21 protein-coding genes are annotated in these 23,398 nt (G+C 68.9%); 11 read left to right on the plus strand and 10 right to left on the minus strand.

The annotated features are described in order from the left end of the window. Window positions 1–5 precede the first annotated feature (5 nt). The 4 genes from AC1DVI_RS16370 to AC1DVI_RS16385 all read left to right on the plus strand — a co-directional run bounded on the left by AC1DVI_RS16370 (window position 6) and on the right by AC1DVI_RS16385 (window position 3,441). A complete protein-coding gene (locus AC1DVI_RS16370; protein WP_014240656.1) occupies window positions 6–170 on the plus strand; it encodes a hypothetical protein in 165 nt (54 codons plus the stop codon). 151 nt (window positions 171–321) lie between these two features. Continuing rightward, window positions 322–1,212, plus strand: a complete 891-nt coding sequence (gene panC / locus AC1DVI_RS16375; RefSeq protein WP_476958860.1) for a pantoate--beta-alanine ligase — start codon at window positions 322–324, stop codon at window positions 1,210–1,212. 141 nt (window positions 1,213–1,353) lie between these two features. Next, window positions 1,354–2,847 carry an NADP-dependent succinate-semialdehyde dehydrogenase gene (gene gabD, locus AC1DVI_RS16380; protein WP_476958861.1) on the plus strand — a complete coding sequence of 498 codons (1,494 nt, stop codon included), beginning with the start codon at window positions 1,354–1,356 and terminating at the stop codon, window positions 2,845–2,847. Window positions 2,848–3,033: 186 nt separating this feature from the next. After that, the gene (locus AC1DVI_RS16385) at window positions 3,034–3,441 is read left to right on the plus strand and encodes a flagellar basal body-associated FliL family protein (RefSeq protein WP_476958862.1); all 408 of its coding nucleotides are present in this window, start codon (window positions 3,034–3,036) and stop codon (window positions 3,439–3,441) included. Between the two features lie 140 nt (window positions 3,442–3,581). On the opposite strand, the gene AC1DVI_RS16390 is transcribed toward AC1DVI_RS16385, so the two are convergent. Beyond that, window positions 3,582–4,967 (minus strand): class II 3-deoxy-7-phosphoheptulonate synthase, encoded by a 1,386-nt coding sequence (locus AC1DVI_RS16390; RefSeq protein WP_476958863.1) that lies wholly within the window; start codon window positions 4,965–4,967, stop codon window positions 3,582–3,584. A gap of 216 nt (window positions 4,968–5,183) precedes the next feature. Here AC1DVI_RS16390 and AC1DVI_RS16395 point away from each other — a divergent pair, with 216 nt between their 5' ends. Next, window positions 5,184–6,527 carry an AmpG family muropeptide MFS transporter gene (locus tag AC1DVI_RS16395; RefSeq protein WP_476958864.1) on the plus strand — a complete coding sequence of 448 codons (1,344 nt, stop codon included), beginning with the start codon at window positions 5,184–5,186 and terminating at the stop codon, window positions 6,525–6,527. 143 nt (window positions 6,528–6,670) lie between these two features. On the opposite strand, the gene AC1DVI_RS16400 is transcribed toward AC1DVI_RS16395, so the two are convergent. The 3 genes from AC1DVI_RS16400 to AC1DVI_RS16410 form a co-directional block, all read right to left on the minus strand. Further along, window positions 6,671–7,567, minus strand: coding sequence for a manganese catalase family protein (locus AC1DVI_RS16400; protein WP_145625989.1), 897 nt, complete (start codon window positions 7,565–7,567; stop codon window positions 6,671–6,673). Window positions 7,568–7,736: 169 nt separating this feature from the next. Next, window positions 7,737–9,089, minus strand: a complete 1,353-nt coding sequence (gor, locus tag AC1DVI_RS16405) for a glutathione-disulfide reductase (protein WP_476958865.1) — start codon at window positions 9,087–9,089, stop codon at window positions 7,737–7,739. 111 nt (window positions 9,090–9,200) lie between these two features. Next, a complete protein-coding gene (locus AC1DVI_RS16410; protein ID WP_145625987.1) occupies window positions 9,201–9,713 on the minus strand; it encodes a flagellar basal body-associated FliL family protein in 513 nt (170 codons plus the stop codon). A gap of 360 nt (window positions 9,714–10,073) precedes the next feature. On the opposite strand from AC1DVI_RS16410, the gene AC1DVI_RS16415 reads away from it, so the two are divergent. After that, entirely contained in the window at window positions 10,074–11,237 is a 1,164-nt protein-coding gene (locus tag AC1DVI_RS16415) for a nicotinate phosphoribosyltransferase (RefSeq protein ID WP_145625986.1), read from the plus strand. Between the two features lie 61 nt (window positions 11,238–11,298). Here AC1DVI_RS16415 and AC1DVI_RS16420 read toward each other — a convergent pair whose 3' ends face one another. From AC1DVI_RS16420 to AC1DVI_RS16430, 3 genes are all read right to left on the minus strand, one after another. Continuing rightward, window positions 11,299–11,631: a (2Fe-2S) ferredoxin domain-containing protein gene (locus AC1DVI_RS16420; protein ID WP_476958866.1), complete on the minus strand. Its 333-nt coding sequence runs from the start codon at window positions 11,629–11,631 to the stop codon at window positions 11,299–11,301. A gap of 83 nt (window positions 11,632–11,714) precedes the next feature. Continuing rightward, the gene (gene egtB, locus AC1DVI_RS16425) at window positions 11,715–13,013 is read right to left on the minus strand and encodes an ergothioneine biosynthesis protein EgtB (RefSeq protein ID WP_476958867.1); all 1,299 of its coding nucleotides are present in this window, start codon (window positions 13,011–13,013) and stop codon (window positions 11,715–11,717) included. A gap of 176 nt (window positions 13,014–13,189) precedes the next feature. Continuing rightward, entirely contained in the window at window positions 13,190–13,786 is a 597-nt protein-coding gene (locus AC1DVI_RS16430) for a hypothetical protein (RefSeq protein WP_476958868.1), read from the minus strand. Between the two features lie 198 nt (window positions 13,787–13,984). On the opposite strand from AC1DVI_RS16430, the gene AC1DVI_RS16435 reads away from it, so the two are divergent. The 4 genes from AC1DVI_RS16435 (at window position 13,985) to AC1DVI_RS16450 (ending at window position 19,824) form a co-directional block, all read left to right on the plus strand. Next, on the plus strand, window positions 13,985–14,764 hold the full coding sequence (locus AC1DVI_RS16435; RefSeq protein WP_476958869.1) for a crotonase/enoyl-CoA hydratase family protein: 780 nt from the start codon (window positions 13,985–13,987) through the stop codon (window positions 14,762–14,764). Between the two features lie 132 nt (window positions 14,765–14,896). Further along, the gene (locus tag AC1DVI_RS16440; protein ID WP_035674467.1) at window positions 14,897–15,199 is read left to right on the plus strand and encodes an FAD assembly factor SdhE; all 303 of its coding nucleotides are present in this window, start codon (window positions 14,897–14,899) and stop codon (window positions 15,197–15,199) included. A 10-nt stretch (window positions 15,200–15,209) separates the two neighbouring features. Beyond that, window positions 15,210–18,836 (plus strand): transcription-repair coupling factor, encoded by a 3,627-nt coding sequence (gene mfd, locus AC1DVI_RS16445; protein ID WP_476958870.1) that lies wholly within the window; start codon window positions 15,210–15,212, stop codon window positions 18,834–18,836. Between the two features lie 52 nt (window positions 18,837–18,888). Beyond that, entirely contained in the window at window positions 18,889–19,824 is a 936-nt protein-coding gene (locus AC1DVI_RS16450) for an ACT domain-containing protein (RefSeq protein WP_476958871.1), read from the plus strand. Window positions 19,825–19,827: 3 nt separating this feature from the next. Here AC1DVI_RS16450 and AC1DVI_RS16455 read toward each other — a convergent pair whose 3' ends face one another. Continuing rightward, window positions 19,828–21,702: an AI-2E family transporter gene (locus AC1DVI_RS16455; protein WP_476958872.1), complete on the minus strand. Its 1,875-nt coding sequence runs from the start codon at window positions 21,700–21,702 to the stop codon at window positions 19,828–19,830. A 157-nt stretch (window positions 21,703–21,859) separates the two neighbouring features. Here AC1DVI_RS16455 and AC1DVI_RS16460 point away from each other — a divergent pair, with 157 nt between their 5' ends. Then, window positions 21,860–22,303, plus strand: a complete 444-nt coding sequence (locus tag AC1DVI_RS16460) for a PRC-barrel domain-containing protein (RefSeq protein WP_476958873.1) — start codon at window positions 21,860–21,862, stop codon at window positions 22,301–22,303. Window positions 22,304–22,309: 6 nt separating this feature from the next. Here the strand turns inward: AC1DVI_RS16460 and arfB are convergent, their stop codons facing one another. Then, on the minus strand, window positions 22,310–22,729 hold the full coding sequence (arfB, locus tag AC1DVI_RS16465; protein ID WP_476958874.1) for an alternative ribosome rescue aminoacyl-tRNA hydrolase ArfB: 420 nt from the start codon (window positions 22,727–22,729) through the stop codon (window positions 22,310–22,312). Beyond that, on the minus strand, window positions 22,729–23,382 hold the full coding sequence (locus AC1DVI_RS16470) for a DsbA family oxidoreductase (RefSeq protein ID WP_476958875.1): 654 nt from the start codon (window positions 23,380–23,382) through the stop codon (window positions 22,729–22,731). Before AC1DVI_RS16470 ends, arfB begins: the two co-directional genes overlap by 1 nt. Between the last annotated feature and the right edge of the window lie 16 nt (window positions 23,383–23,398).

Consider the following 23,398-nt stretch of genomic DNA (forward strand, 5'->3'; position numbering starts at 1 on the left):
GTGACATGGAAGATACGCGCGTGACCCTTCTCGCCCTCGGCCTGCTGGTCGTGGCGCTCGTCGTGATCCTCGGTTCGGTGGTGCTGTCTCCGGCCACCCTGGTCCTCCTGGCCACGCTCGGCGCCTGGGTGAACCTGACCTATCTGGTCGTCGTCACGCTGATGCGTTGACCGAGTCCGCGGGCGGGAGACCGCGCGGTCCGACCCGCCCGCAGGATGGAAAAATTTCAAATTCGGGCTCGCCCGGTTAATTCCATGACTGGACAGCGCCGGTCCGGCGGTTTATCCCAGCGCCGTTTATGACGCCTGTGGAGCACCCGCCATGACCTCCCTCGCCGCCGCCCGCCCGCCGGAGTCGGAACAGCCCCTGCCGGTCGTCCGCAGCGTGGACGATCTCCGCGCCCAGGTCTCCGCCTGGCATCGCGACGGCAAAACGGTGGCCCTGGTGCCGACCATGGGCGCACTGCACGACGGCCATCTCGCTTTGGTGCGCCGCGCGCGGGAACTGGCCGACCAGGTGGTCGCCAGCGTCTTCGTCAACCCCACCCAGTTCGCCCCGCACGAGGACTTCGACCGCTACCCGCGCGACGAGGCCGGAGATTCGCGCAAGCTCGCCTCGGCGGGCTGCCATCTGTTCTACGCCCCCACGGTGCGCGCCATGTATCCGGAGGGCTTCGCCACGGCCATTTCGGTCGGCGGCCCGGCGGAGGGGCTGTGCGGCACCTTCCGGCCGCAGATGTTCGGCGGCGTCGCCCTTGTCGTGACCAAGCTGTTCCTGCAGGCCCAGCCCGACGTGGCGGTGTTCGGGGAGAAGGATTACCAGCAGCTCATGGTCATCCGCCGTTTCACCCGCGATCTCGACATCCCGGTGCGGGTGGAGGGGCTGCCGACGGTGCGGGAGGCCGACGGGCTCGCCATGTCGTCGCGCAACGCCTATCTGTCCGCCGACGAGCGCGCCCGCGCGCCGGAGCTGAACCGCGCGCTTCTCGAGGCCGCGTCGGCGCTGGCCGGCGGGGCGGAGGCCGCCACGGTTCTGGAGACGGTTCGTGCGCGCATCACCGCCGCCGGTTTCGGCTCCATCGACTATGTCGAGCTGCGCGACGCCGACACGCTGGCGCCGGTGAGCCGCATGGAGCGTCCGGCGCGCCTGCTGGCCGCCGCCTGGATGGGCAAGGCCCGCCTCATCGACAACGTGCCGGTCCTTCCGGCGTAACCGCCGACCTCTCTTCTCCGGTCCGCGCGCCCTGCCCACGCCACGGGAAGGATCGCAGAGCGGGCGAGGTGCCCTATACTCTCTGCCGAACGCGCGGCCGACCGTGAGGCCGCGCGCAAGAAACGAGGGAAGGAAGGCACCATGCCGTATGATTCCGTGGACACCGCCCGCCGTCTTGGGTTGAAGGACGCCGATCTGCTGCGATTCCAGTGCTTCGTCGATGGCCGGTGGGTCGACGCCGACAGCGGCAAGACCGTGGAGGTGACCAACCCCGCCGACGGCAGCGTCCTGGGCAGCGTGCCGATGATGGGCGCGGACGAGACTCGCCGGGCCATCGACGCCGCCGAGCGCGCCTGGCCGGCTTGGCGCGCCCTGACCGCGAAGGAGCGCGCGAAGACCCTGCGGACGTGGTTCGACCTGATGATGGCGAACCAGGAGGATATCGCCCGCATCATGACGGCGGAGCAGGGCAAGCCGCTCGCCGAGGCACGGGGCGAGGTGGCCTACGCCGCGTCCTTCATCGAATGGTTCGCCGAGGAGGGCAAGCGCGTCTACGGCGACACCATCCCGCAGCATCTGCCGGGCCGCCGCATCGTCGTGACCAAGGAGCCGATCGGCGTCACCGCCGCCATCACGCCGTGGAACTTCCCGGCGGCGATGATCACCCGCAAGGCCGGCCCGGCGCTGGCCGCCGGCTGCCCGATGGTCATCAAGCCGGCGACCGCCACCCCGCTGACCGCGCTCGCCATGGCGGTGCTGGCGGAGCGGGCGGGCATTCCGGCGGGCATCCTCAGCGTCGTCACCGGCTCCGCCCGCGCCATCGGCGGCGAGATGACCGGCAACCCGACCGTGCGCAAGCTGACCTTCACCGGCTCCACCGAGATCGGCAAGGAGCTGATGGCCCAATGCGCCGGCACGGTGAAGAAGGTGTCGCTGGAGCTGGGTGGCAACGCGCCCTTCCTGGTCTTCAACGACGCCGACCTCGACGAGGCGGTGAAGGGCGCCATCGCCTCCAAGTACCGCAACACCGGCCAGACCTGCGTCTGCGCGAACCGGTTGCTGGTGCAGTCCGGCGTCTATGACGCCTTCGCGGCCAAGCTGGCCGAGGCGGTGAAGGCGTTGAAGGTCGGCCCCGGCCTGACCACGGAAGGGGCGCAGCAGGGGCCGCTGATCGACATGGCCGCGGTGGAGAAGGTCGAGGACCACATCCGCGACGCCACGGAGAAGGGCGCCCGCGTGGTGCTGGGCGGCAAGCGGCATGAGCTGGGCGGCAGCTTCTTCGAGCCGACCATCCTCGCTGACGTGACCCCGGCGATGAAGGTGGCGCGCGAGGAGACCTTTGGTCCGGTCGCCCCGCTGTTCCGCTTCGAGACGGAGGAGGAGGCCGTGCGCATGGCCAACGCCACCGAATTCGGTCTGGCCGCCTACTTCTACAGCCGCGACATCGGGCGCGTCTGGCGGGTGGCGGAGGCGCTGGAATACGGCATCGTCGGCATCAACGAGGGCATCATCTCCACCGAGGTCGCCCCCTTCGGCGGCATGAAGGAAAGCGGCATCGGCCGCGAGGGTTCCAAGTACGGCATCGAGGATTACTTGGAAATCAAGTATTTGTGCATGGGCGGCATCGGCGGCTGAATGCCGGGCGCTGATTTCAAGTAAAAAGGCGGGGCTGGTCGCGCGACGCGCTTTGACCGGCCCCGTTTTTTTATCTAGAATAAATCATCGTTAAATTTGCCCATTCTCCCAACAGGGGGATCATGGGGGAAAGGCGGCCCGGTGCGGTTCCTGCTGCGGCGCTCCGATGGGGAATCGGTGTCCCTGATGCCTGTCCTCGTCGCGGTAGCCCTGGTGCTGCTTGCCGCGCTAGGCACCTGGACCGTGGTCGCTGCCAAATCCGGCGCACGAAGCGCCGGTGGCGACCGCAAGGCGCAGAAGACCTACGCGTCCCTGCCGACGATGACCTTCACGCTGGGCGGCAGCGACGCGCGTCTGGTGGACATCCGCGTGCTGCTGGAGATCGAGCCGACCGGGGACCCGAACCCGGCCACGCCCTTCGTCCCCCGCATCGCCGACCAGATGGCCGACCGTCTGCGCCAGATCGAGCCGGGCCAGTTGAGCGGGGCCGAAGGCGCCAACCTGATCAAGAGCACCGTGGCCAGCGTGATGAAACGCGAGGCCCAGGCCATCCGGGTGCGCGAGGTGCTGCTGGAGCGGATGGTGGTGCGGTAGGAGGGCGCTGCCCCCACCCTCCCGCGCTTGCGCGCGGGTCCCTCCCTCCCCCGCTTCGCGGGAGAGGGAAGACTTGCCCCCTCTCCCGCGGAGCGGGGGAGGGCCGGGGTGGGGGCAAGCGGTGCCCCCAGGAAAACGCCTTACTCCGCCGCCGCGCGGCGGTCGGCGTCGCGCTTCAAGCGGGCGCGCTTCAACTCCTCGGCCAGCAGGAAGGCCAGTTCCAGCGCTTGGCTGGCGTTCAGCCGCGGGTCGCAGGCGGTGTGGTAGCGCAGCGCCAGCTTGTGGTCGGTGATCGCCTGGGCGCCGCCCGTGCACTCCGTCACATCCTGGCCCGTCAGCTCGAAATGGACGCCGCCGGCGTGGGTGCCCTCGGCCTCGTGCACCGCGAAGAAGTCGCGCGCCTCCGACAGCACCTTCTCCACCGGGCGGGTCTTGTAGCCGCTGGAGGACTTGACGGTGTTGCCGTGCATCGGGTCGCTGGACCAGACGACGACACGGCCCTCGCGCTGCACCTTGCGCAGCAGGGGCGGGAACTTCTCCGCCACCTTGTCGGCGCCCATGCGGACGATCAGGGTCAGGCGGCCCGGCTCGTTGGTCGGGTTCAGCAGGTCGATCAGGCGGATCAGCTCGTCCGGATCGGTCGTCGGGCCGCATTTCAGGCCGATCGGGTTCTTCACGCCGCGCAGGAACTCGACATGCGCGCCGTCCAGCTGGCGGGTGCGGTCGCCGATCCACAGCATGTGGGCCGACACGTCGTACCAGTCGCCGGTGGTGCTGTCGACGCGGGTCATCGCCTGCTCGAACGGCAGCAGCAGCGCCTCGTGGCTGGTGAAGAACTCGGTCTCGCGGATCTGCGGGGTGGTCTGGGCGGTGATGCCGCAGGCCGCCATGAAGCCCAGCGTCTCGTCCAGCCGGTTGGCGATCTCGCGGAACTGCTCACCCGCCGGGGAGCGCTCGACGAAGCCCAGAGTCCACTGATGGACCTTGTGCAGGTCGGCGTAGCCGCCCTGGGAGAAGGCGCGCAGCAGGTTCAGCGTGGCGGCGGCCTGGGTGTAGGCCTGCATCATGCGCTCCGGGTCGGGAACGCGGGCGTCCGGCGTGAAGTCGAAGCCGTTGATGATGTCGCCCCGGTAGGACGGAAGCTCGACCCCCTCCAGCACCTCGGTGTCGGCGGAGCGCGGCTTGGCGAACTGCCCGGCCATGCGGCCCACCTTGACCACCGGAATGGCGGCGCCGAAGGTCAGCACCACGGCCATCTGCAGCAGGACGCGGAAGGTGTCGCGGATGTTGTTCGGATGGAACTCCGCGAAGCTCTCCGCGCAGTCGCCGCCCTGCAGCAGGAAGGCGTTGCCGGCGGCGGCTGCGGCGAGGCTGTCCTTCAGCCGGCGCGCCTCGCCCGCGAAGACGAGTGGGGGATAGGAGGACAGGCGCTGCTCGACCGCTTCGACCTTGGACGGGTCCGGATAGGTCGGAAGCTGCTTCGCCGGCTTCGACCTCCAGCTGTCGGGGGACCAACGCTCAACCATGACGCCCGCTCTTTCCTTGTGCTAAGGGTTCCCCCAGCCGGCCGGATGACAGCCGGAGGGGTACTCTGTATAGCGGTTTCCGGGAAATTTTTCCATAGTTTCGACCGCAACTTCCGCAATGGATGATGCGGCGTGGCGCCCGAAAAAGCGCGCTGGCCGGGACCTTCGGACGCGGCCTATACAGACGGTTACGCAGGTGTGCGGAAGGGTTAACGGGTGAAACCATCCTCCTGGGGTCAGGCGGCCTCCGTCTATCTTGACCGGCGCGTTCTGGCCATTCTGTTCCTCGGCTTTTCGGAAGGGCTGCCGCTGGCGCTGACCGGCTCCACCCTGTCGATCTGGCTGCGCGAGGGCGGCATCAGCAAGACGGCCATCGGCCTGTTCGCGCTGGTCACCATGCCCTACGCGCTGAAGTTCGTCTGGGCGCCGCTGATCGACCGGCTACGCCTGCCGGTGATGACCCGGCTGTTCGGGCGGCGGCGCGGCTGGGCGCTGGTGGCGCAGGCCGGACTGATGGCGGCCCTGATCGGGCTGGGCAGCACCAACCCGGTCACCGACCTGTGGTGGACCGCCATGCTGGCCGTGGTGGTCGCCTTCTTCTCGGCCAGCCAGGACATCGTGGTCGACGCCTACCGCGTCGAGGTGCTGGAGGAGCATCAGCAGGCCGCCGGTGCCGCCATCCTCGTGCTCGGCTACCGCTTCGGCATGCTGGCGGCGGGGGCGGGGGCCCTGTACCTCGCGGAGTTCTTCGGCTGGCACGTCGCCTACTACGTCATGGCCGGGCTGGTCGCGGTCGGCATGGTGACGATCCTGCTGAACCGCGAGCCGAAGGTCGCGGATTCGGCAGAGTCCAAGGCGCGGGAGCGGCATGTGGCCGACTGGCTGGCCATGCGGCCGCACCTGACCGGCTGGAAGGCGGACCTGCTGGCCTGGATCTACGGGGCGGTCGTGGCGCCCTTCGTGGAGTTCATGACCCGTCCGGCCTGGGCGGCGGTCCTGCTGTTCATCGCCTGCTACAAGCTGGGGGACGTGCTGGCGGGGGTGATGTCGGCGCCCTTCTACGTCGATCTCGGCTTCGAGAAGACGGAGATCGCCAACGTCACCAAGCTGTTCGGCCTGTGGGCGACGATCATCGGCGGGCTGATCGGCGGCGTGCTGGTCGGGCGCATCGGCGTGCTGCGCGGGCTGCTGGTCGGCGGGCTGATGCAGATGCTGTCCAACCTCGGCTACGTCATGCTGGCGCAGGTCGGGCACGACGTGTCGGCGCTGGCGGTGACGGTGGCGCTGGAGAATGTCTGCGGCGGCATCGCGACGGCGGCCTTCGTCGCCTATCTGTCGAGCCTGTGCAACACGGCCTACACGGCCACCCAGTACGCGCTGCTCAGCAGTTTCTACAAGCTGGGCGGGGACCTGTTCGGCGCCTCGTCCGGCTGGCTGGCCGAGCGGATGGACTGGAGCAGCTTCTTCCTGCTGTCCACCGGCGGGGCGGTGCCGGGGTTGCTGGTTCTGCTCTGGCTGATGACGCGGCCGAGGCCGGACGCGGCGGCGGTGAAGGCCTGATTCCTTCTCCCCTCTGGGGAGAAGGTCAGGATGAGGGGGCGGCCGTGAGGCCGACCACGTTGCCTCGTTGCAGAGCGTGGACGCCCTGACGGGCGCCCCCTCACCCCAGCTCTCTCCCCAGGGGGGAGAGGGGGATCGGGGCCTTACTTCACCGGGGTCATCTTGCCGGAACCGGGGCCGGCGCCGAGGTCGGCGCCCGTCACCGGGTTCACGTCGGTGCGCGACATGGTGCGCTTGGCGGCCTCGTTGACGGCCTTCATCTCTTCCGCCGCCAGCCGGACCGAGGGGTTGCCGTCGCCGCCGCTGACCGGGGCCTGGTCGGGGGTGACGTTGACGAACTCCCACTGCTCGCCCTGGTTCCACGGGCCACGCATGTCGCCGTCGCCCTGGCTCATGTTGTAGTACTTGTCGGTGTATTCGGGGTTGCCCGGCAGCTTGCCCGGCGGGAAGTTGTTGTCGATGGAATAGAGCGCCTTCTCGAACATCTTCTGGTGCGCGATCTCGCGGGTCATCAGGAAGGTCAGCGCGTCCTTCACGCCCGGATCGGGGGTGATGTTGATGAGGCGTTCGTAAATGATCTTGGCCCGCGACTCCGCGGCGATGTTGGAGCGCAGGTCGGCGGTCGGCTCGCCGATGCTGTCGATGTAGCCGCCGGTCCAGAGCTGCCCCGCGGAGTTGGTCAGCGCCGGGCCGCCGCCGTAGAGCAGGGCCAGCGTGTGGCTGCCGTTGCCCTTTGCGATGTCGGCGTAAAGGTCGGTGACCTCCTCGGCGCCCTCGGCCAGCTTGCCCTTCACGCCCTTGGTCAGCATGGCGACGATGCTGCCGATGATCTCCAGATGGCTCAGTTCCTCGGTCGCGATGTCGATCAGCATGTCCTTGCGGCCCGGGTCCTCGTCGGAAAGGCCCTGCGTGAAGTAGCGCAAGGCCGCCGCCAACTCGCCCTGGGGACCGCCGAACTGTTCCAGCATCAGGCTGGCCAGCTTCGGGTCCGGTTCAGCGACGCGGACCGTGTACATCAGGTTCTTGTTGTGCATGAACATGCGTAGGAGCCCTCCCGGAGCCTGGATGAAGGATGGGAGGCGGCGGCTTCCGCGGGGGTATTGCACCGCCGCCGTGATCGCCGCCGCCATCGTCGTGTGCCCTCAACACAGGCTTCTTAGAAGCGTTCCAGGAAATCAGGCTCCTGACCTTTGGTTTTAGGTCCGATCGTCAGGACACCTTCTCGCGCATCAGGACGAACTCTTCCGCGGTAGAGGGGTGGAGGGCGATGGTGCGGTCGAAATCCCTCTTCGTGGCGCCGCAGTTCAGCGCGATGCCCAGCCCCTGGACGATCTCCGGCGCGTCCATGCCCATCATGTGGCAGCCCAGCACGCGCTGGCTCTCGCCGTCCACGATCAGCTTCATCAGGACCCGCTCGTCGCGGCCCGACATGGTGTGCTTCATCGGGCGGAAGCCGGCCTTGTAGATGTCCACCGCCGCATGCTTCGCCCGCGCCTCCGCCTCGGTCAGGCCGACCGTGCCGAGCGGCGGGATGGAGAAGACGGCGGTCGGGATGTTGGCGTAGCTGATGCTGGTCGGGTTGTCGTTGAACAGCGTCTCCACGAAGGCGCGCCCCTCGGCGATGGCGACGGGGGTCAGGGCCATGCGGTCGGTCACGTCGCCGACGGCGAAGATGTTGTCCACGCTGGTGCGCGAATACTCGTCCACCCGGATCGCCCCGCTCTCGTCCAGCGCGACGCCGGCGGCTTCCAGCCCGAGGTCGCGCGTGTTCGGTCGCCGCCCGGTCGCTGCCATGACGAGGCCGGCGGAATGCTCCCGCCCCAGCTGGTCGGTGACGGTGAAGCCGCCGGGGCCTTCCTCCACCTTCACCGGCTGGGTGCGGGTGAGGATGGTGATGCCGCGCTTGCGCATCTCCTGGGCCAGCGCGACCCGGATGTCATCGTCGAAGCCGTTCAGAAGCTCCTCGCCGCGGATCATGATCGTGACCTCGGCGCCCAGACCCCGGAAGATCCCGGCGAACTCGACGGCGATGTAGCCGCCGCCCAGGATGATGACGGAGTGGGGCAGGGTGCCGAGCTGCAACGCCTCGTTGGAGGTGACGGCGTGCTCGATCCCCGGAATCCTGGGCAGCGCCGGCCAGCCGCCGGTGGCGACCAGGATGTTCTTCGCGGTGTAGCGCTTGTTCGCCACCTCCACCGTGTGGCGGTCGATCAACCGTCCGAAGCCGGTGTGCAGGGTGACCCCGGAGGTCTCCAGCATCTTGATGTAGATGCCGTTCAGCCGGTCGATCTCGGCGTCCTTGCGCCCGATCAGCGTGGCCCAGTCGAAGGCCGGCGTGGTGGTGGCCCAGCCATAGGCGCTGGAGTCCTCGAAGGCGTCGCGGAATTGGGCGGCGTAGACCAGCAGCTTCTTCGGCACGCAGCCGCGGATGACGCAGGTGCCGCCGACCCGGCTGCCTTCGCAGATGGCGACCTTGGCCCCCATGGCCGCGGCCCGCCGGCKGGCCGCGACGCCGCCAGAGCCGGCACCGATGGTGAACAGGTCGAAATCGAACTCGGCCACGGCCGTCTCCTTGCAATCCCAAGATCCGAACGGGAGGGGAGTGTTCCCCATTCCGGCTCCCCTGTCGAGCGTTGGAGGGCCGGCATCGGCATGGGCGGAGCGGGCCTTCGCTCAGCGCATGACGAGTTCCTGGACCAGCACCTGACGGATCTTCATCGCGCCGAGTTCCTTCGCGGCGGTGCGCATCACCGCGTCCTTGATGTAGAAGGCGCCGTTGCGCCCGCGCAGTTCGCCGGGGTCGGTTTCCAGCATGACGTTGGTCATCGCGCTGGCGATGCGCGGCCCATAGCTTTCCACCGTCTTGGCGGGGGCCGTCGGCTCCATGTCGAGCACCACGCGGACCCGCAGCTCGCGCAGCCGGTCGCCGTCGCTCAGCGTGAAGATCATCGCCGGCAGCCGCGCGTAGTTGGCGGCGGTCCGCAGTGTGTCCCCAACCACGCGCCCGGCCTGCGCCGTGCCGGGCTTCAGCAGGAAGGCCCCGCCGGTGCCCGCGGCGGCCAGCCCGGCCATGGTGCAGAGAAGCCCGACCACCACGCGGCGGCTCAGGCGATCCAGCGTCGAGGGGGCTGCCGTCGAGGGGCCTGCCGCAATGTTCGGCGCGTTCTGGCGGATTGTCCGGCTCATGCCGACCTCGTCGCATTTCCCGGCGCCGAGAGGGGGCGCCTGTTCTTGGGTGTATGGTGGATGGATAAAAGGAAGGCGTCAAATTCAGGTATTTTATACTTTTTGGCGACAGCGCATTACAGTGGGGAACTGCACATCTCTTCTCGACTTCTTTGCGTTTGAAATGCGTCGGATTTCGTAGCGTATTTTTGGTAAATCACCATTGCTTGCGGCGGTTGGCCGAAGCGGATGAAGCCTCTTCCACCGGAGGGCCGGGGCGTATAATGCTGGTTTCTCAGTCCGATTGCCGTTCCCGCCGCGGGGGCGGCCTCCGGACGTGACCGTCGCGAAGGGCAAGAGCGGGAAGACAAGGACATCGCCATGGACGAGACCAGGAACCAACCGCCGGCCAGTCACGCGCCCGCCAGCCATCCGCCCGCGTCGGCCATCACCGAATGGACCGACACGTATTTCAAGCGGACCAAGGAGGCGGTCGGGAAATTCGGTGACAAGAAGGTCACCTACGCCATCTTCATGCGCCGCCCGGTGGTCTGCGCGCCGCGACTCGCCATCGAATGGCTGGAGGCGGTGGCGCGGGAACGCGGGTTCGACCTCGACATCGTCCTGAACTACCCGGAAGGGAAGTGGGTCGGTGCCGGCGAGCCGATCCTCTACATCACCGGCTCCTTCTACCATTTGGTCGACACCGAGACGATCATTCTGCAGAAGCTCGGCCCCGCCTGCGTCGGCGCCTACAACGCCTTCACCATGTGCGCCGACCTGCCGAAGACGGCCTTCCTCGCCATGGAGGCGCGTCATTGCGCCGGCACGGAGATGGAGGAGATGATGGCCTACGCCGCCTCGGTCGGGTCGGACCGGGCGAAGCGCAAGGTCGGCGCCAAGGGCTTCATCGGCAACGCCACCGACGCCACCGCCCATTTCTTCGGCCAGAAGAAGGGCATGGGGACGATGCCGCACGCGCTGATCGGCTACGCCGGATCGACCGTGCGGGCGGCGGAGATGTTCCACGAGACCTTCCCCGAACTGCCGCTGACCGTTCTGGTCGATTACTTCGGGCGCGAGGTGACCGACGCGATGGAGGTCTGCCGCCGCTTCCCCGGCCTCGCCGCGCAGGGCAAGCTGGCGGTGCGGCTGGACACGCCGGGCGGGCGCTTCCTGGAGGGGCTGGACCCGCCGGGTTCCTACGCGGTGCTGGAGCGGCATGCGCCCCATTCCATCCGCGGCTACCGCGACGAGACGCAGCTCCGTTACCTGATCGGTACCGGCGTGTCGGCGGCGGCGATCCATTTCATGCGCGAGAAGCTGGACGAGGCCGGTTTCCCGGCGGTGAAGATCGTCGCCAGCTCCGGCTTCGGCCCGGCGAAGTGCCGCCTGATGGCGGAGGCCAACGCCCCCGTCGACATCATCGGCACCGGCAGCTATCTGCCCGAGCGCTGGACCGAAACCTACGCCACCGCCGACATCATCGAATATGACGGCGAGAAGCGTGTGAAGGTCGGCCGCGAGTTCCTGTTCCGCAAGTAGCATCGTCGTTTCGCAAGAAGAAAGCCCCTCCGCCGGCCGTGCCGCGGAGGGGCTTTTGCGTTCAGCGGGTCAGCACCATCACAAGCCGTTCGACCGGCGTGTCGTTGACGAGGTGCGAATCGACGATCTCGTCGATGTCGGCGGGCGTTTCCGGGCGGTACCACAGGCCCTCCGGATAGACCACCATCAGCGGCCCGGCGGAGCAAAAGCCGAGGCAGCCGGTCCAAGCCATGCCGACGTCCAGCAATCCCTTGGCCTGGATGCGCTGGCCGAGTTGCTCCCACAGCGGATGGGCGTTCTTCGCCGCGCAGCTTCCGCGCGGGTGGCCGGGCGGGCGCTGCTGGGAGCAACAGAAAACGTGGTGGCGGAACACCTGAGGCAGATCGAGGGACATCGCAGGCTCCATAGGCCATAATTTAATTATGGTTATAGAGCTTGCTGCGGTGCGGCGCCACCGTTTAAAACGATTCCAATATGTCAGGCATCCTCGGCCAGCCGGAGGCCGGTGAAGGAGAGGCGGGATTCCGGCCGCAGGTAATGCCGGGTCGTGGGGTTGGCGTGGTCGAAGGGAGTGACGCAGCTGCCGCCCCGCAACACCATGCGGTTCACCATGAAGCGGCCATGGACGGCCTCGTCCACCCCGTCGGGCAGGCGGTAGCCGGGATAGGGGGCGAAGGGGCTGCGCGTCCATTCCCACACGTCGCCGAACAACTGCCAGGGGCCGTCGCCGTGGCAGGTGCTGGGGCGCGGGTGGCGGTGGCCGGTGCCCAGCAGGTTGCCCATGCTGTCGCAACGGGAGGCGAGCGCTTCCCATTCGGCTTCATCCGGCAGGCGCTTGCCCGCCCAGCGGGCGAAGGCGTCCGCCTCGAACCAGCTGACATGGCAGACCGGCTCGGCGGGATCGAGCGGGCGCATGCCGTAGAGCGTGAAAATCTGCCACGCGCCGTCGCGCCATTCCCAATAGAGCGGGGCCTGCCACCCCTCGGTCTGCACCGCTTCCCAGCCGTCGGCGAGCCAGAGCGCGCGCTTCGCGTAGCCGCCATCCTCGATGAACCCGCGGAAGGCACCGCAGGACACCGGCAGGACGGCGAGGCGGAAGGGTTGAAGATGGACGCGGTGGCGCGGCCCCTCATGGTCGAACCCGGCCCCGGCGTCTGTCAGCCCAATCTCGACGAGGCCGCCCTCATGCTCGATCCACCGTTCCGGCTGCGGCGGGGTCGGAACGGCCTGCGGCGGCTGGTCGTAGGCGGGGCGCAGCGGGTTGCTCCAGAAGGCGTGCTTGATGTGGGTCAGCAGCCGTTCCTGGTGGCGCCGCTCGTGCGTGATCCCGACGATCACACGATCGGCGATCTCCGGCAGGTCCGCCTCGTCGGCTTGGTTCAGCAGATGCAGCACCGCGGCGTTCACATGGTCGCGGTAGCGCATCACCTCCGCCGCGTTGGGCCGGGAGAGCAGGCGCAGGGTGGGGGAGGGAAGCTGGTGGCTGCCGAAGCGGTCGTCGCGCGCGGCGAACACGGTCAGGAAGGCCGGATCGAAGGGGCGGTAACCGGGGTTGCAGGGCACCAGGACGGTGGTTTCGAACAGCCACGTCGTGTGGGCGAGGTGCCATTTGGCCGGCGCGCCGTCGGCCACCGACTGGACCATCAGGTCCTCGGGCGACAAGGGAGCCGCGAGTTCAGCGGTGCGGGCGCGGACTTTTTGGAAACGGGTGGAAAGGGCTTGGCGAAGGGCGTCGCCGGACGGCTGGGCATGCGTGGCAAGATGGGTGTCGGGCACGGGGGAACCTCCCTGCGGGAGCGGGTTTTTCCGCGGCGGGAACGGCGCGGGGACGCGCCCGGACTCCGCCGGAGAAACAACAGGGCCATTGTGCCGCATGGCCCGACCATCCTGGGTGGCGCATCGGAGGAGGGCTTTCTCCGAATTCGCGCATAACACCCGCGCTGGGGTTGTGGTTATGCGTCCACCACCAGATGCGGACGGAAGGCGCCTTCGAGTGTCAGAAGCAGGCGCAGATACACGGCAACACGCCGGGATGTCGTCGTGCGCTGTTCCAGGCAATCGCGGAGCTGGTTGGCGAGCGCCACGTTTTCCGCCGTCTGTCCTGGCGGAAGCGCGGGGTTTGTCGGCGCCGCCATGTCGACGATGTGGTCATGGTCGACAAAATGGGCCGCGACGGCCTTTTCGAGGAGCGCCGCCGCGATGCGTTCGATGTCCTGATCCGCCGGCGGCGGCTGGGCGAGGTTGGGGGCGAGATGGGGCGGCGGACGGCGGTTGGCGAGCTGCGCGCGCAGATTTTGCTTGATGCGCGCCCGCTGCCCGGCGTTCAGCGTGTCCAGCTCATCGATCTCGTCGAACAGCAGGTCGTAGAGGCGCCGGCGCTTGTGGTTGGCTTCGTCCTGGTCGCGGCGTTCCTGCTGCTCGCGCTCCTGCTGTTGCAGGTCCTGCCGATTCTGCCGCCGCTGCTTGCGGTCGGTCGCGCTGCCAGTGCGTTCCACCGCGCCGGCCGAGCGGACCAGAGGCTCCGAGCGTCCGATCGAACCGTCGGTCATGGCGACCTCCACGGCTAATGACTGGGACTGTTCAGTGTACCAACTGTCGCGATTCTGTCAAGGTGACGCTTTGTCGTGAGGCGAATACCCCGTTTCAGGTGAGCGTTGCTCACTCGAAAACGCGGCGTACTCGTTTGCCAGGAGCGTGGCTCGGGCTCGACAGTGGGGCATCCCGAACGCAGGAAAATGGAACGCGCCATGCCCTACACCGACCCCGCCAACCCCGTGCTGTGCGTCACCGCCGGCGGAATCGCCACCCTCACCCTGAACCGGCCCGAGAAGCTGAACGCCATCAGCACGGCGTTGGCCGCCGCGATGCTCGACACGCTGGATGCGCTGGAGGCCGACGCGGCGGTGCGGGCGATCGTCGTCACCGGCGCCGGGGAGCGGGCCTTCTCCGCCGGGGCGGACATCGCGGAATTCACCCAGGCCGTCCGGCGTGGACCGGAGGCGGCGGTGCGCGCCTTCCGGCCCGGACAAACGCTGTGCGCGCGGATCGAGTCCTTCCCCAAGCCCATCATCGCCGCGGTCAACGGCATCTGCTACGGCGGCGGCTGCGAAATCCTGGAGGCCGCCCACCTCGCCGTCGCCAGCGAGCGGGCGACCTTCTCCAAGGCGGAGATCAAGCTCGGCATGATGCCGACTTTCGGCGGGACGCAGCGGCTTCCCCGCAACGCCGGGCGCAAGCGGGCGTTGGAATGGCTGCTGACCGGCGACGCCTTCCCGCCGGCGACGGCGCTGGCGGTCGGGCTGGTCAATCAGGTGGTGCCCCATGACGCGCTGTTGCCCGCGGCTTTCGAACTGGCGGGGCGGATCGTCCGGCATTCGCCGGCGGCGGTGTCCGGCATCCTGGGGGCGGTGACGCGCGGGCTGAACATGACCATCGGTGAAGGGCTGGCGGTGGAGACGGAGCGCTTCGCCCGGCTGGCGCCAGGGGCCGATCTGCGCAACGGGTTGGAGGCGTGGCTGGCGCGTTGAATCACGCTCCTTCCGGGGGATCGTCCGGCATTTCGGTTTGCGCGGGGGCGTGCCGGTGTGCAGGATGCGGGGGTGGATGTGGACCGCTCCGCCCCCTATCTTCCGGGGCCGGGGCTTTTTGGCGTGGATGGCATGAGCGACGAGAACACCCTGTCCGAGAGCGGCGAATCCCTGGAAAACCGGCGCAAGCGGCTGCGCTTCCGGTCGTGGCACCGCGGCATGCGCGAGATGGACCTGCTGATTGGCAGCTTCGCCGACGCCCATGTCCCGGCCTTCGACCACGCGCAGCTCGACCGCTACGAGGCGCTGCTCGAACTCAGCGACCCCGACCTCTACAACTGGTACGCCGGGCGCGAGCCGCTGCCCGCCGAGCATGACACCGATGTCATGCAGCTGTTGACCAAATTCCGCTACACGCCCCGTCAGGGGTCCTGAGGCCCGATCCTTGCCCAGCTTCGAATCGTTGCAGCCGGGACGCTCCGGCCGCCTTCTGGTCGGCGGTGCCCCCGCCGGTCATGACGCCCGCGTCCTCGCCGACCTCGCCAAGCGGGCGGGGAGCGCCGGACTTCTCCACGTCGCGCTCGACGACACCCGCGCCGCCCAGCTGGCGGAGGCGCTGGCCTTCTTCGCGCCGTCGCTGGAGGTGCAGGTCTTCCCGGCCTGGGACTGCCTGCCCTATGACCGGGTGTCGCCCAACGGCGGCATCGTGGCGAAGCGCATCGACACGCTGACCCGTCTGCTGGCGCGCAAGGCGGATGCGGCGCCGCTGGTCGTGCTGACCACCGTCAACGCCATGGTGCAGAAGGTGCCGCCCCGCGCCGCCTTCCGCGACGCGGTGTTCTCGGCGAAGCTGCGCGACCGGATCGACCTGGAGAAGCTGCAGCGCTACCTGACCGGCAACGGCTACACCCGCGCCCAGACGGTGCGCGAGCCGGGCGAGTTCGCCGTTCGCGGTGGCATCGTCGACCTGTTCCCGCCGGGCACCGACGAGCCGCTGCGCCTCGACCTGTTCGGCGACGAGCTGGAGGCGGTGCGCAGCTTCGACCCCATGTCGCAGCGCACCACCGACAAGCGTGACGGCGTCGACCTGAAGCCGATGTCGGAGGTCTTCCTGGACGAGGCGGGGATCGCCCGCTTCCGCTCCGGCTACCGGGAGCTGTTCGGCGCCGTCACCGACGACGACCCGCTCTACGAGGCGATCAGCGCCGGGCGCAAGTACGGCGGCATGGAGCATTGGCTGCCGCTGTTCCATGAGACGATGGAATCGCTGCTGGCCTACATGCCCAAGGCCATCCTGTCGCTGGATCATCAGGCGACCGAGGCGCGCGATTCGCGCATCGCCCAGGTGGAGGACTTCCACGCCTCCCGCGAGAGCATGATCGTCATCGAGAAGCGGACGGGCTCCCCGGTCTACAAGCCGGTGCCGGTCGGCATGATGTTCCTCGACGCCCAGGCCTGGGACGACCTGTTCGCCGCCCACGCCGTGGCGCAACTCAAGCCCTTCGGCACGCCGCCGGGCATCAAGGGCACGCTGGACGCCGGCGGGCGCCGTGGCCACGACTTCGCCGAGGAGCGGGCGCGGCCCGACGTCAACGTCTTCGAGGCGGTGAAGGACCACATCCGTGCCCTTCGCGCCGACGGGCGGCGTGTGCTGGTGGCCGGCTATTCCGCGGGCTCGCGCGACCGTCTGATGACGGTGCTGGGCGACCACGGCATTCCGGGGCTGGAGCCGGCGGAGAGCATCGAGGACGTCCGCCGCTTCGACCGCCACGTCATCGGCATGATCGTGCTGGGGATGGAGCACGGCTTCACCTCCGCCGACATGGCCGTCATCACCGAGCAGGACATCCTCGGCGACCGCCTCGTCCGCCCGGCGGCGAAGAAGAAGCGCAAGGCCGCCAACTTCATCGCCGAATACACGGCGCTGGCCTCGGGCGACCTCGTGGTGCACATGGACCACGGCATCGGGCGCTACGACGGGCTGGAGACGCTGGAGGTGTCCGGCGCGCCGCACGACTGCCTGCGGCTGATCTACGAGGGCGGCGACAAGCTCTACGTCCCCGTCGAGAACATTGAAGTGCTGACCCGCTACGGGTCGGAGGACGCGCACGCGCAGCTCGACAAGCTGGGCGGGGCCGGCTGGCAGGGCCGCAAGGCCCGCGTCAAGAAGCGCCTGAAGGACATGGCCGAGGCGCTGCTGAAGATTGCCGCCGAGCGCATGCTGAAGAAGGCCGACCCGGTCTACACGCCGGAGGGCGTCTATCAGGAATTCGCCGCCCGCTTCCCCTACCCGGAGACGGACGACCAGCTGAAGGTCATCGAGGAGGTCTTCACCGACCTCGGTTCGGGCCGTCCGATGGACCGGCTGGTCTGCGGCGACGTCGGCTTCGGCAAGACGGAGGTGGCGCTGCGTGCCGCCTTCCTCGTCGCCATGAGCGGCCAGCAGGTCGCCGTGGTGGTGCCGACCACGCTGCTGGCGCGGCAGCATTTCAAGACCTTCACGACGCGGTTTGCGGGTTTGCCGCTGCGCGTCGTCCAGCTGTCGCGCATGGTGACGCCCAAGGAGCAGACCAAGGTCAAGCAGGAGCTGACGGAGGGCACCGCCGATATCGTGATCGGCACCCACGCGCTGCTCGGAAAGGGCGTGCAGTTCAAGCAGCTCGGCATGGTCATCGTCGACGAGGAGCAGCATTTCGGCGTGAAGCAGAAGGAGCGGCTGAAGGAGCTGCGCGCCGACGTGCACGTCCTGACGCTGACCGCCACGCCGATCCCGCGCACGCTCCAGATGGCACTAAGCGGCGTTCGCGAACTCTCGCTGATCGCCACCCCGCCGGTGGACCGTCTGGCGGTGCGCACCTTCGTGCTGCCCTACGACCCCGTGGTGGTGCGCGAGGCCATCCTGCGCGAGCATTACCGGGGCGGCCAGACCTTCTACGTCTGCCCCCGCGTGGAGGACCTGCCCAAGGTCGCCGAGCGGGTGCGGGAACTGGTGCCCGAGGTCAAGATCGTCACCGCCCACGGCCAGATGCCGGCCAGCGAGCTGGAGGAGGTGATGACCGCCTTCGACGAGGGCAAGTTCGAGGTGCTGCTCGCCACCAACATCATCGAGAGCGGCATCGACATCCCCAACGCCAACACGCTGATCGTGCACCGGGCGGACATGTTCGGCCTGGCCCAGCTCTACCAGATCCGCGGGCGCGTCGGCCGCTCGAAGGTGCGCGGCTACGCCTACCTCACCTACGCGCCGAACAAGCCGCTGACCGGCACGGCGCAGCAGCGGCTGCACGTCATCGAGACGCTGGACAGCCTGGGCGCCGGCTTCCAGCTGGCCAGCCACGACATGGACATCCGCGGCGCCGGCAACCTGCTGGGCGAGGAGCAGTCGGGCCACGTCAAGGAGGTTGGCGTCGAGCTGTACCAGCACATGCTGGAGGAGGCCGTCGCCAACGCCCGCGCCAACATGGACGGGCAGGTGCCCAGCGGGGCGGAGGACCAGCCCTGGACCCCGCAGATCAACCTGGGCACGCCGGTGCTGATCCCGGAGGAGTATGTCCCAGACCTGACGGTGCGCCTGTCGCTCTACCGCCGCATCGCCGATCTGGTGGACCGGGCGGAAATCGACGGCTTCGCCGCGGAGCTGATCGACCGCTTCGGCAAGCTGCCGGGCGAGGTCGAGAACCTGCTGGACGTCGTCACCATCAAGCAGCTCTGCCGTCAGGCGGGGGTGGAGCGGGTGGACGCCGGGCCGAAGGGCGCCGTGCTGACCTTCCGCAACAACAGCTACGCCGAGCCGGCCAAGCTGCTGACTTACATCAGCCAGCAGATGAGCCTGATGAAGCTGCGGCCCGACCACAAGCTGGTCTACACCCGCGAATGGGCCGACGAGGCCCAGCGGGTGCGCGGCGTCAACCGCCTGATGAGCGATCTCGCCCAGATGGCCGGCGGCGGCGCCGTGCCGAAGGGCGAAGCGCCGCCGCCTCCCCCGCCGCCTCCGCCGCCGCGCCCCAACGCGCTGAAAGTTGGGTCGAAGTTCGGGCGGAACATCCCCTCGCGTCCCTTCGGGCGGCGCTGAGGCGATGAGCAAGGATAGCGGTCCGAGAGACATCGGGCCCAAGGACAAGGGCTTGGCGAAGGCCCTGGCGCTTGGCGGCGATCGGCGGGCCTTCGGCAACATTCCGACGGTGGCGGAGGCGGTCGCCGCCGACCCCGCCCGCTTGCCGGAGTTGGTGGCCTGCCTGTTCGACGGCGATGCCGGGGTGCGGATGCGCGCCGCCGACGCCTTGGACCGGGTGTCGCGCGGCGACGCCCGCCCGTTGGACGCCTTCGCCGAACGGCTGCTGACCGAGGCGGCGGCCATCGAGCAGGCCGAGGTGCGCTGGCATCTGGCGGCGATCCTGCCGCGCCTGACCCTGACGGACGAGCAGCGGGAGCGGGTGGTGGCGCTTCTGGAGGGCTGGTTCGAGAACCGGGCCAGCCGGATCGTGCAGAGCGCCGCGCTTCAGGCCATGGTCGATCTGGCGGCGGAAGATCCGGAGCTTCGCCCAGTCGCGGCGGACATGCTGGGCCGGGCCATGCGCTCGCGCATTCCGTCGCTGGCCGCACGGGCCAAGCGCATTCTCAAGCCGTTCGAGGTGGACCGCGCCACGCTGGACGCCGCCCTGCTGCCGGAGACCAAGCCGCTGACCCTGTCGGTCCTGCCCGACCGGCTGGCGGTGGCGCGGCTGGCGCCGGGGGACGGGATGCCCGGCTGGCTCGACTGGACCGACCCGCTGGTCAGCGCCACCCGCACGGGGGAGGAGCTGTCGATCCTCTGCCGCGAATCCCGCGTGCCGGACGGCGTGACCGCGGAGCGCGGCTGGCGCGCCTTCAAGGTGGAGGGGCCGCTGGACTTCTCGCTGTTCGGCGTGCTGGCGCGCATCGCCGTGCCGCTGGCCCAGGCGCGGGTGCCGATCTTCGCCATGTCCACCTACGACACCGATTACGTTCTGGTGCGCGACGAGGACGTGGAGCGCGCGGCCGACGCGCTGAAGCGCGTCTGCACCGTCGTGGCGCCCTCCTGACCGTCACGCCTGCGGCGCCTTCTCCGCCTCGACGGCGGCGAGCACGCCGAGTTCCTCCAACTGCGTGACGGCGCCGGTCAGGCTGGTGGCGACACGGTCGGCGGTGGTCTGGGATATGGCGTGCTCCGGAGCGTCGGCTTCGGGGTGGGCGCTCCACAGGCAGAGCAGGATCGGCACGTTCGGGCCGAAATGCAGGCGCAGCCGGCGCACCAGCCGGCGGGCGTGCGACAGGGCGGACGGGTTCAGGTAGGACAGCACCACCGCCGACACGCCGGTCGGGGCCAGCGCGGCGATGGCGCGGACCGACACCTTTTCGCAGGGGATCACGTCGGCGCGCAGCCCGCGCGGGCGCAACAGATGGCCGAGCAGCGCCGCCGCCGCCTCGTCCAGGTCGTTGCGGGCGCCGATGCACAGGACCAGCGGCGTGTCCTCCGCGGCGGGCGGCGAGGATTCCATCATCTCGTCCAGCAAGGCCACCATGCCCTCGGCCACCGCCTGCCGTCCCTCCGGGTTCAGGCGGTTGCGCTGGCGGTCCTGCTCGGCCAGCGACAGGGTGGGGATCAGCAGGCCATGCCCGGCCTCCACCAGCCCGCCCTTGCTCATCTTCTCCTCGGCGATCTCCATGGCCTCGATGGGGTCGCGGGCGAGCAGGCGCTGGTACAGCTTGGCCTCGTCGGGCAGGACCGGCCGGTCGCCCAGCATCACCTCCAGGAAATGAAGCTGCGGAACGTGCCGCCCCAGCACGACGAGGCAGACGGTCAGCGGAGTCGCCAGCAGCAGCCCGACCGGCCCCCACAGCGTGGTCCAGAACACCGCCGCGACAATGATCGCCAGCGACGACAGGCCGGTGGCGGAGCCGTAGAGCCAGGGCTCCACCACATTGTTGGAGAACAGCTCCACCGCCACGAACAGGGCGATGCAGAGCAACGGCAGGGTCCATCCCGCATCAACCGCGAAGGACAGCAGGATCGGGAAGGCCGCGGCGATCGCCGGCCCCAGGAAGGGGATGAAGCGCAGCACCGTCGCCAGCATGCCCCACAGCAGCGGGTTCGGCACGCCGAGCAGCCACAACCCGATCCCGATGGGCAGGCCGTAGGTGACGTTGACCACGCATTGCATCAGCAGGTAGCGGCTGACCCGCTCGCCCGCGTCGTTCATCGCCTCCGTGGTGCGGCTGAGGTCGCCGGACCCGGCCAGCCGGATCAGCCGGTCGCGCAAATCCTCCCGTTGCAGCAGCATGAAGATGGTGAAGACCAGCACCATGCCCGCCGTGGCGACCGGCGCCATCGCCGGCCCCAGCACGTCGCTGATGATGGTCAGCGCGTCGGAGCCGTCCTGCTCGATCCGCACCGGCACCGGTTCCCGCGCGGCGCCGGGGGCGGGCAGGGCGCTGGCCGGAGCCGTGGCGGCGGGCGCAGTGTCCCCGGTCACCTGCTCCAACCCCTGCTTCAGGTCGCGGAAGGCTTCGGTCGCCTGCTGGACCACCCCGCCGCTGCCCGCCGACGACGCGCTGGAGCGCAGCGAATTCAGCTTGGCGTGGACGTTGCGCTGGTAGCTGGGCAGGTTGTCGGCGAGATCGGCGATCTGTCCGCCAACCACCGTGCCGAAGGCGGCGATTCCCGCGAAGACCAGAACCACCACGGCCAGCACCGACGGCACCCGGCCCAAACGCAGCCGCTCCAGCCGGCTGACGATGGGCGCCAGGACGAAGGTCAGCAGCACCGCCAGCGCGATGGGGACCAGGATGTCGCTTCCCAGATACAGGGTCGCCACCACCAGCGCGATGACCAGCAGCGTCGTCTGGGTGGAGGCGGGCGGGGCGGCCTTCGGCACCGGGATGGGGCGGGCCTGCAACCGGCGGGCGGTGTCTTCGGCCATGATCTGCGGAGCCTCGGGGGAGAGTTGAGAGTGTGCAGAACACGGCCGGACGCGGCGCGTTCCGGCGCGTCGGGCGCGATCGCCGCAAGACACCGTGACGATTGCGGTCGACGGCCTGTTTAAACCCGCGTGGTTATCTCGTCAGAAGGAGGGGGCTATGCGTAAGGTTGCTGTTCCGGTCCTGTCGGCGGTGGCGCTTCTGGCCTTGGCGGGCTGCGCCGAAACGTCGAGCTGGTTCGGTGGGGGAAGCGAGCAGGCGTCCCGCCCGATGTCCGAGCAGTCGCTCCAGACCGCCTCGCGGATCGAGCCGCAGGCCATGCTGGGCAAGTCCGTCGTCGCCTATGATGGGCAGAAGGTGGGGCAGGTCGAGGACGTTCTGTTCAACCGCAGCAACCGTCCGAGCCAGCTCGTGGTCTCCACTGGCGGCATCATGGGCATCGGCGGGCGGAACGTGGCGCTGGACATCGACAATGTCCGCTACAACCAGCAGCAGGACGCTCTCGTGGCGACCCAGCTCACCAAGGACCAGTTCGCCAACCTGCCGGAGTTCCAGTATGGAGGGAACATGATCTCGCTGAATAGGCAGAAGACCACCTATTAAGCGGCGTCAGTCCTCCGTCTTGCCGGAGCGCAGGCGCTTGATGTCCGACCGCTGACCCTTGGCCTCCAGGCGACGCTTTTTGGAGCCGAGGGTCGGCTTGGTCGGGCGTCGGCTCTTGGGCACCACCGTGGCGTCGCGGATCAGGTCGATCAACCGCTCCCGCACGTCCTCGCGGTTGCGCAGCTGGCTGCGGTAGGTGTCGCCGACGATGATCAGCACGCCCGCCGCCGTCATGCGCGAGCCGGCCAGCCGGACCAGCCGGGCCTTCACGTCGTCCGGGATGTTGGGCGAGGCCGCCACGTCGAAACGCAGTTGCACCGCGCTGTCCGTCTTGTTGACGTGCTGGCCGCCGGGACCGGAGGCGCGGATGAAGCTCTCATGAAGCTCGCTCTCGTCCAGGCTGATGCGCGGGGTGACTCGGATCATCAGTCGGCCGCCGCCGTCACGCCCTCCTGCTCCTCGACCCCGAGGTCGAGAAGCGGGAGGAAGCTGGCGGGCTCCTGCGCGCTGGACAGAGCGTAACGCCGGTTGAAGATGTAGCAGGGAACCGCTTGAAGGCCGAGCTGCCGCGCCGTGGCGTCGGCGTTGAAGACGGCGGTGGTCTCGGCATCGCCGTTCAGCAGATTTTTGATGTCCGTAAAATCGAAGCCCAGGCCGGCGGCGGTCGCGGCCAGCGTGTCGCGGTCGCCGATGTCCAGCCCGTCCACGAAATAGGCATGGAACAGCGCATCGGCCATGCGGTCGCCCAGCCCGTGGCGGGCGGCGATGCGGATCAGCCGATGCCCGTCGAAGCTGTTGGGCGTGCGCCGGACGCGGTCCAGCCGCAGCGGCAGGCCGTCGCGTTCCGCCGTTTCCTCGACCACCAGATGGATCTGCCGCGCCCGCTCCGTGCCGCCGAACTTGGCCGCCAGATAAGCGCTGCGCTCCATGCCGCCCGGCGCCATGTCCGGGTTGAGCTGGAACGGCTGCCAACGCAGCTCCACCTGAACACGGGGCCGGTCGGCCAGCGCGCGGGCAAGCCGCCGCTTTCCGATGTAGCACCAGGGGCAGATCAGGTCGGCGTAGGTTTCGATCAGCATAGGCCCACTATCCCCT

The sequence above is a fragment of the Azospirillum sp. P4_B5 genome, from assembly GCF_056402275.1.

Bases quoted from the DNA above. Each gene is read 5' to 3' on its own strand.
- AC1DVI_RS16370 (WP_014240656.1), top strand. From the start codon at position 6: ATGGAAGATACGCGCGTGACCCTTCTCGCCCTCGGCCTGCTGGTCGTG.
- panC (WP_476958860.1), top strand. From the start codon at position 322: ATGACCTCCCTCGCCGCCGCCCGCCCGCCGGAGTCGGAACAGCCCCTG.
- gabD (WP_476958861.1), top strand. From the start codon at position 1,354: ATGCCGTATGATTCCGTGGACACCGCCCGCCGTCTTGGGTTGAAGGAC.
- AC1DVI_RS16385 (WP_476958862.1), top strand. From the start codon at position 3,034: ATGCCTGTCCTCGTCGCGGTAGCCCTGGTGCTGCTTGCCGCGCTAGGC.
- AC1DVI_RS16390 (WP_476958863.1), bottom strand. From the start codon at position 4,967: ATGGTTGAGCGTTGGTCCCCCGACAGCTGGAGGTCGAAGCCGGCGAAG.
- AC1DVI_RS16400 (WP_145625989.1), bottom strand. From the start codon at position 7,567: ATGTTCATGCACAACAAGAACCTGATGTACACGGTCCGCGTCGCTGAA.
- AC1DVI_RS16410 (WP_145625987.1), bottom strand. From the start codon at position 9,713: ATGAGCCGGACAATCCGCCAGAACGCGCCGAACATTGCGGCAGGCCCC.
- AC1DVI_RS16415 (WP_145625986.1), top strand. From the start codon at position 10,074: ATGGACGAGACCAGGAACCAACCGCCGGCCAGTCACGCGCCCGCCAGC.
- AC1DVI_RS16420 (WP_476958866.1), bottom strand. From the start codon at position 11,631: ATGTCCCTCGATCTGCCTCAGGTGTTCCGCCACCACGTTTTCTGTTGC.
- AC1DVI_RS16430 (WP_476958868.1), bottom strand. From the start codon at position 13,786: ATGACCGACGGTTCGATCGGACGCTCGGAGCCTCTGGTCCGCTCGGCC.
- AC1DVI_RS16435 (WP_476958869.1), top strand. From the start codon at position 13,985: ATGCCCTACACCGACCCCGCCAACCCCGTGCTGTGCGTCACCGCCGGC.
- AC1DVI_RS16440 (WP_035674467.1), top strand. From the start codon at position 14,897: ATGAGCGACGAGAACACCCTGTCCGAGAGCGGCGAATCCCTGGAAAAC.
- AC1DVI_RS16455 (WP_476958872.1), bottom strand. From the start codon at position 21,702: ATGGCCGAAGACACCGCCCGCCGGTTGCAGGCCCGCCCCATCCCGGTG.
- AC1DVI_RS16460 (WP_476958873.1), top strand. From the start codon at position 21,860: ATGCGTAAGGTTGCTGTTCCGGTCCTGTCGGCGGTGGCGCTTCTGGCC.
- arfB (WP_476958874.1), bottom strand. From the start codon at position 22,729: ATGATCCGAGTCACCCCGCGCATCAGCCTGGACGAGAGCGAGCTTCAT.
- AC1DVI_RS16470 (WP_476958875.1), bottom strand. From the start codon at position 23,382: ATGCTGATCGAAACCTACGCCGACCTGATCTGCCCCTGGTGCTACATC.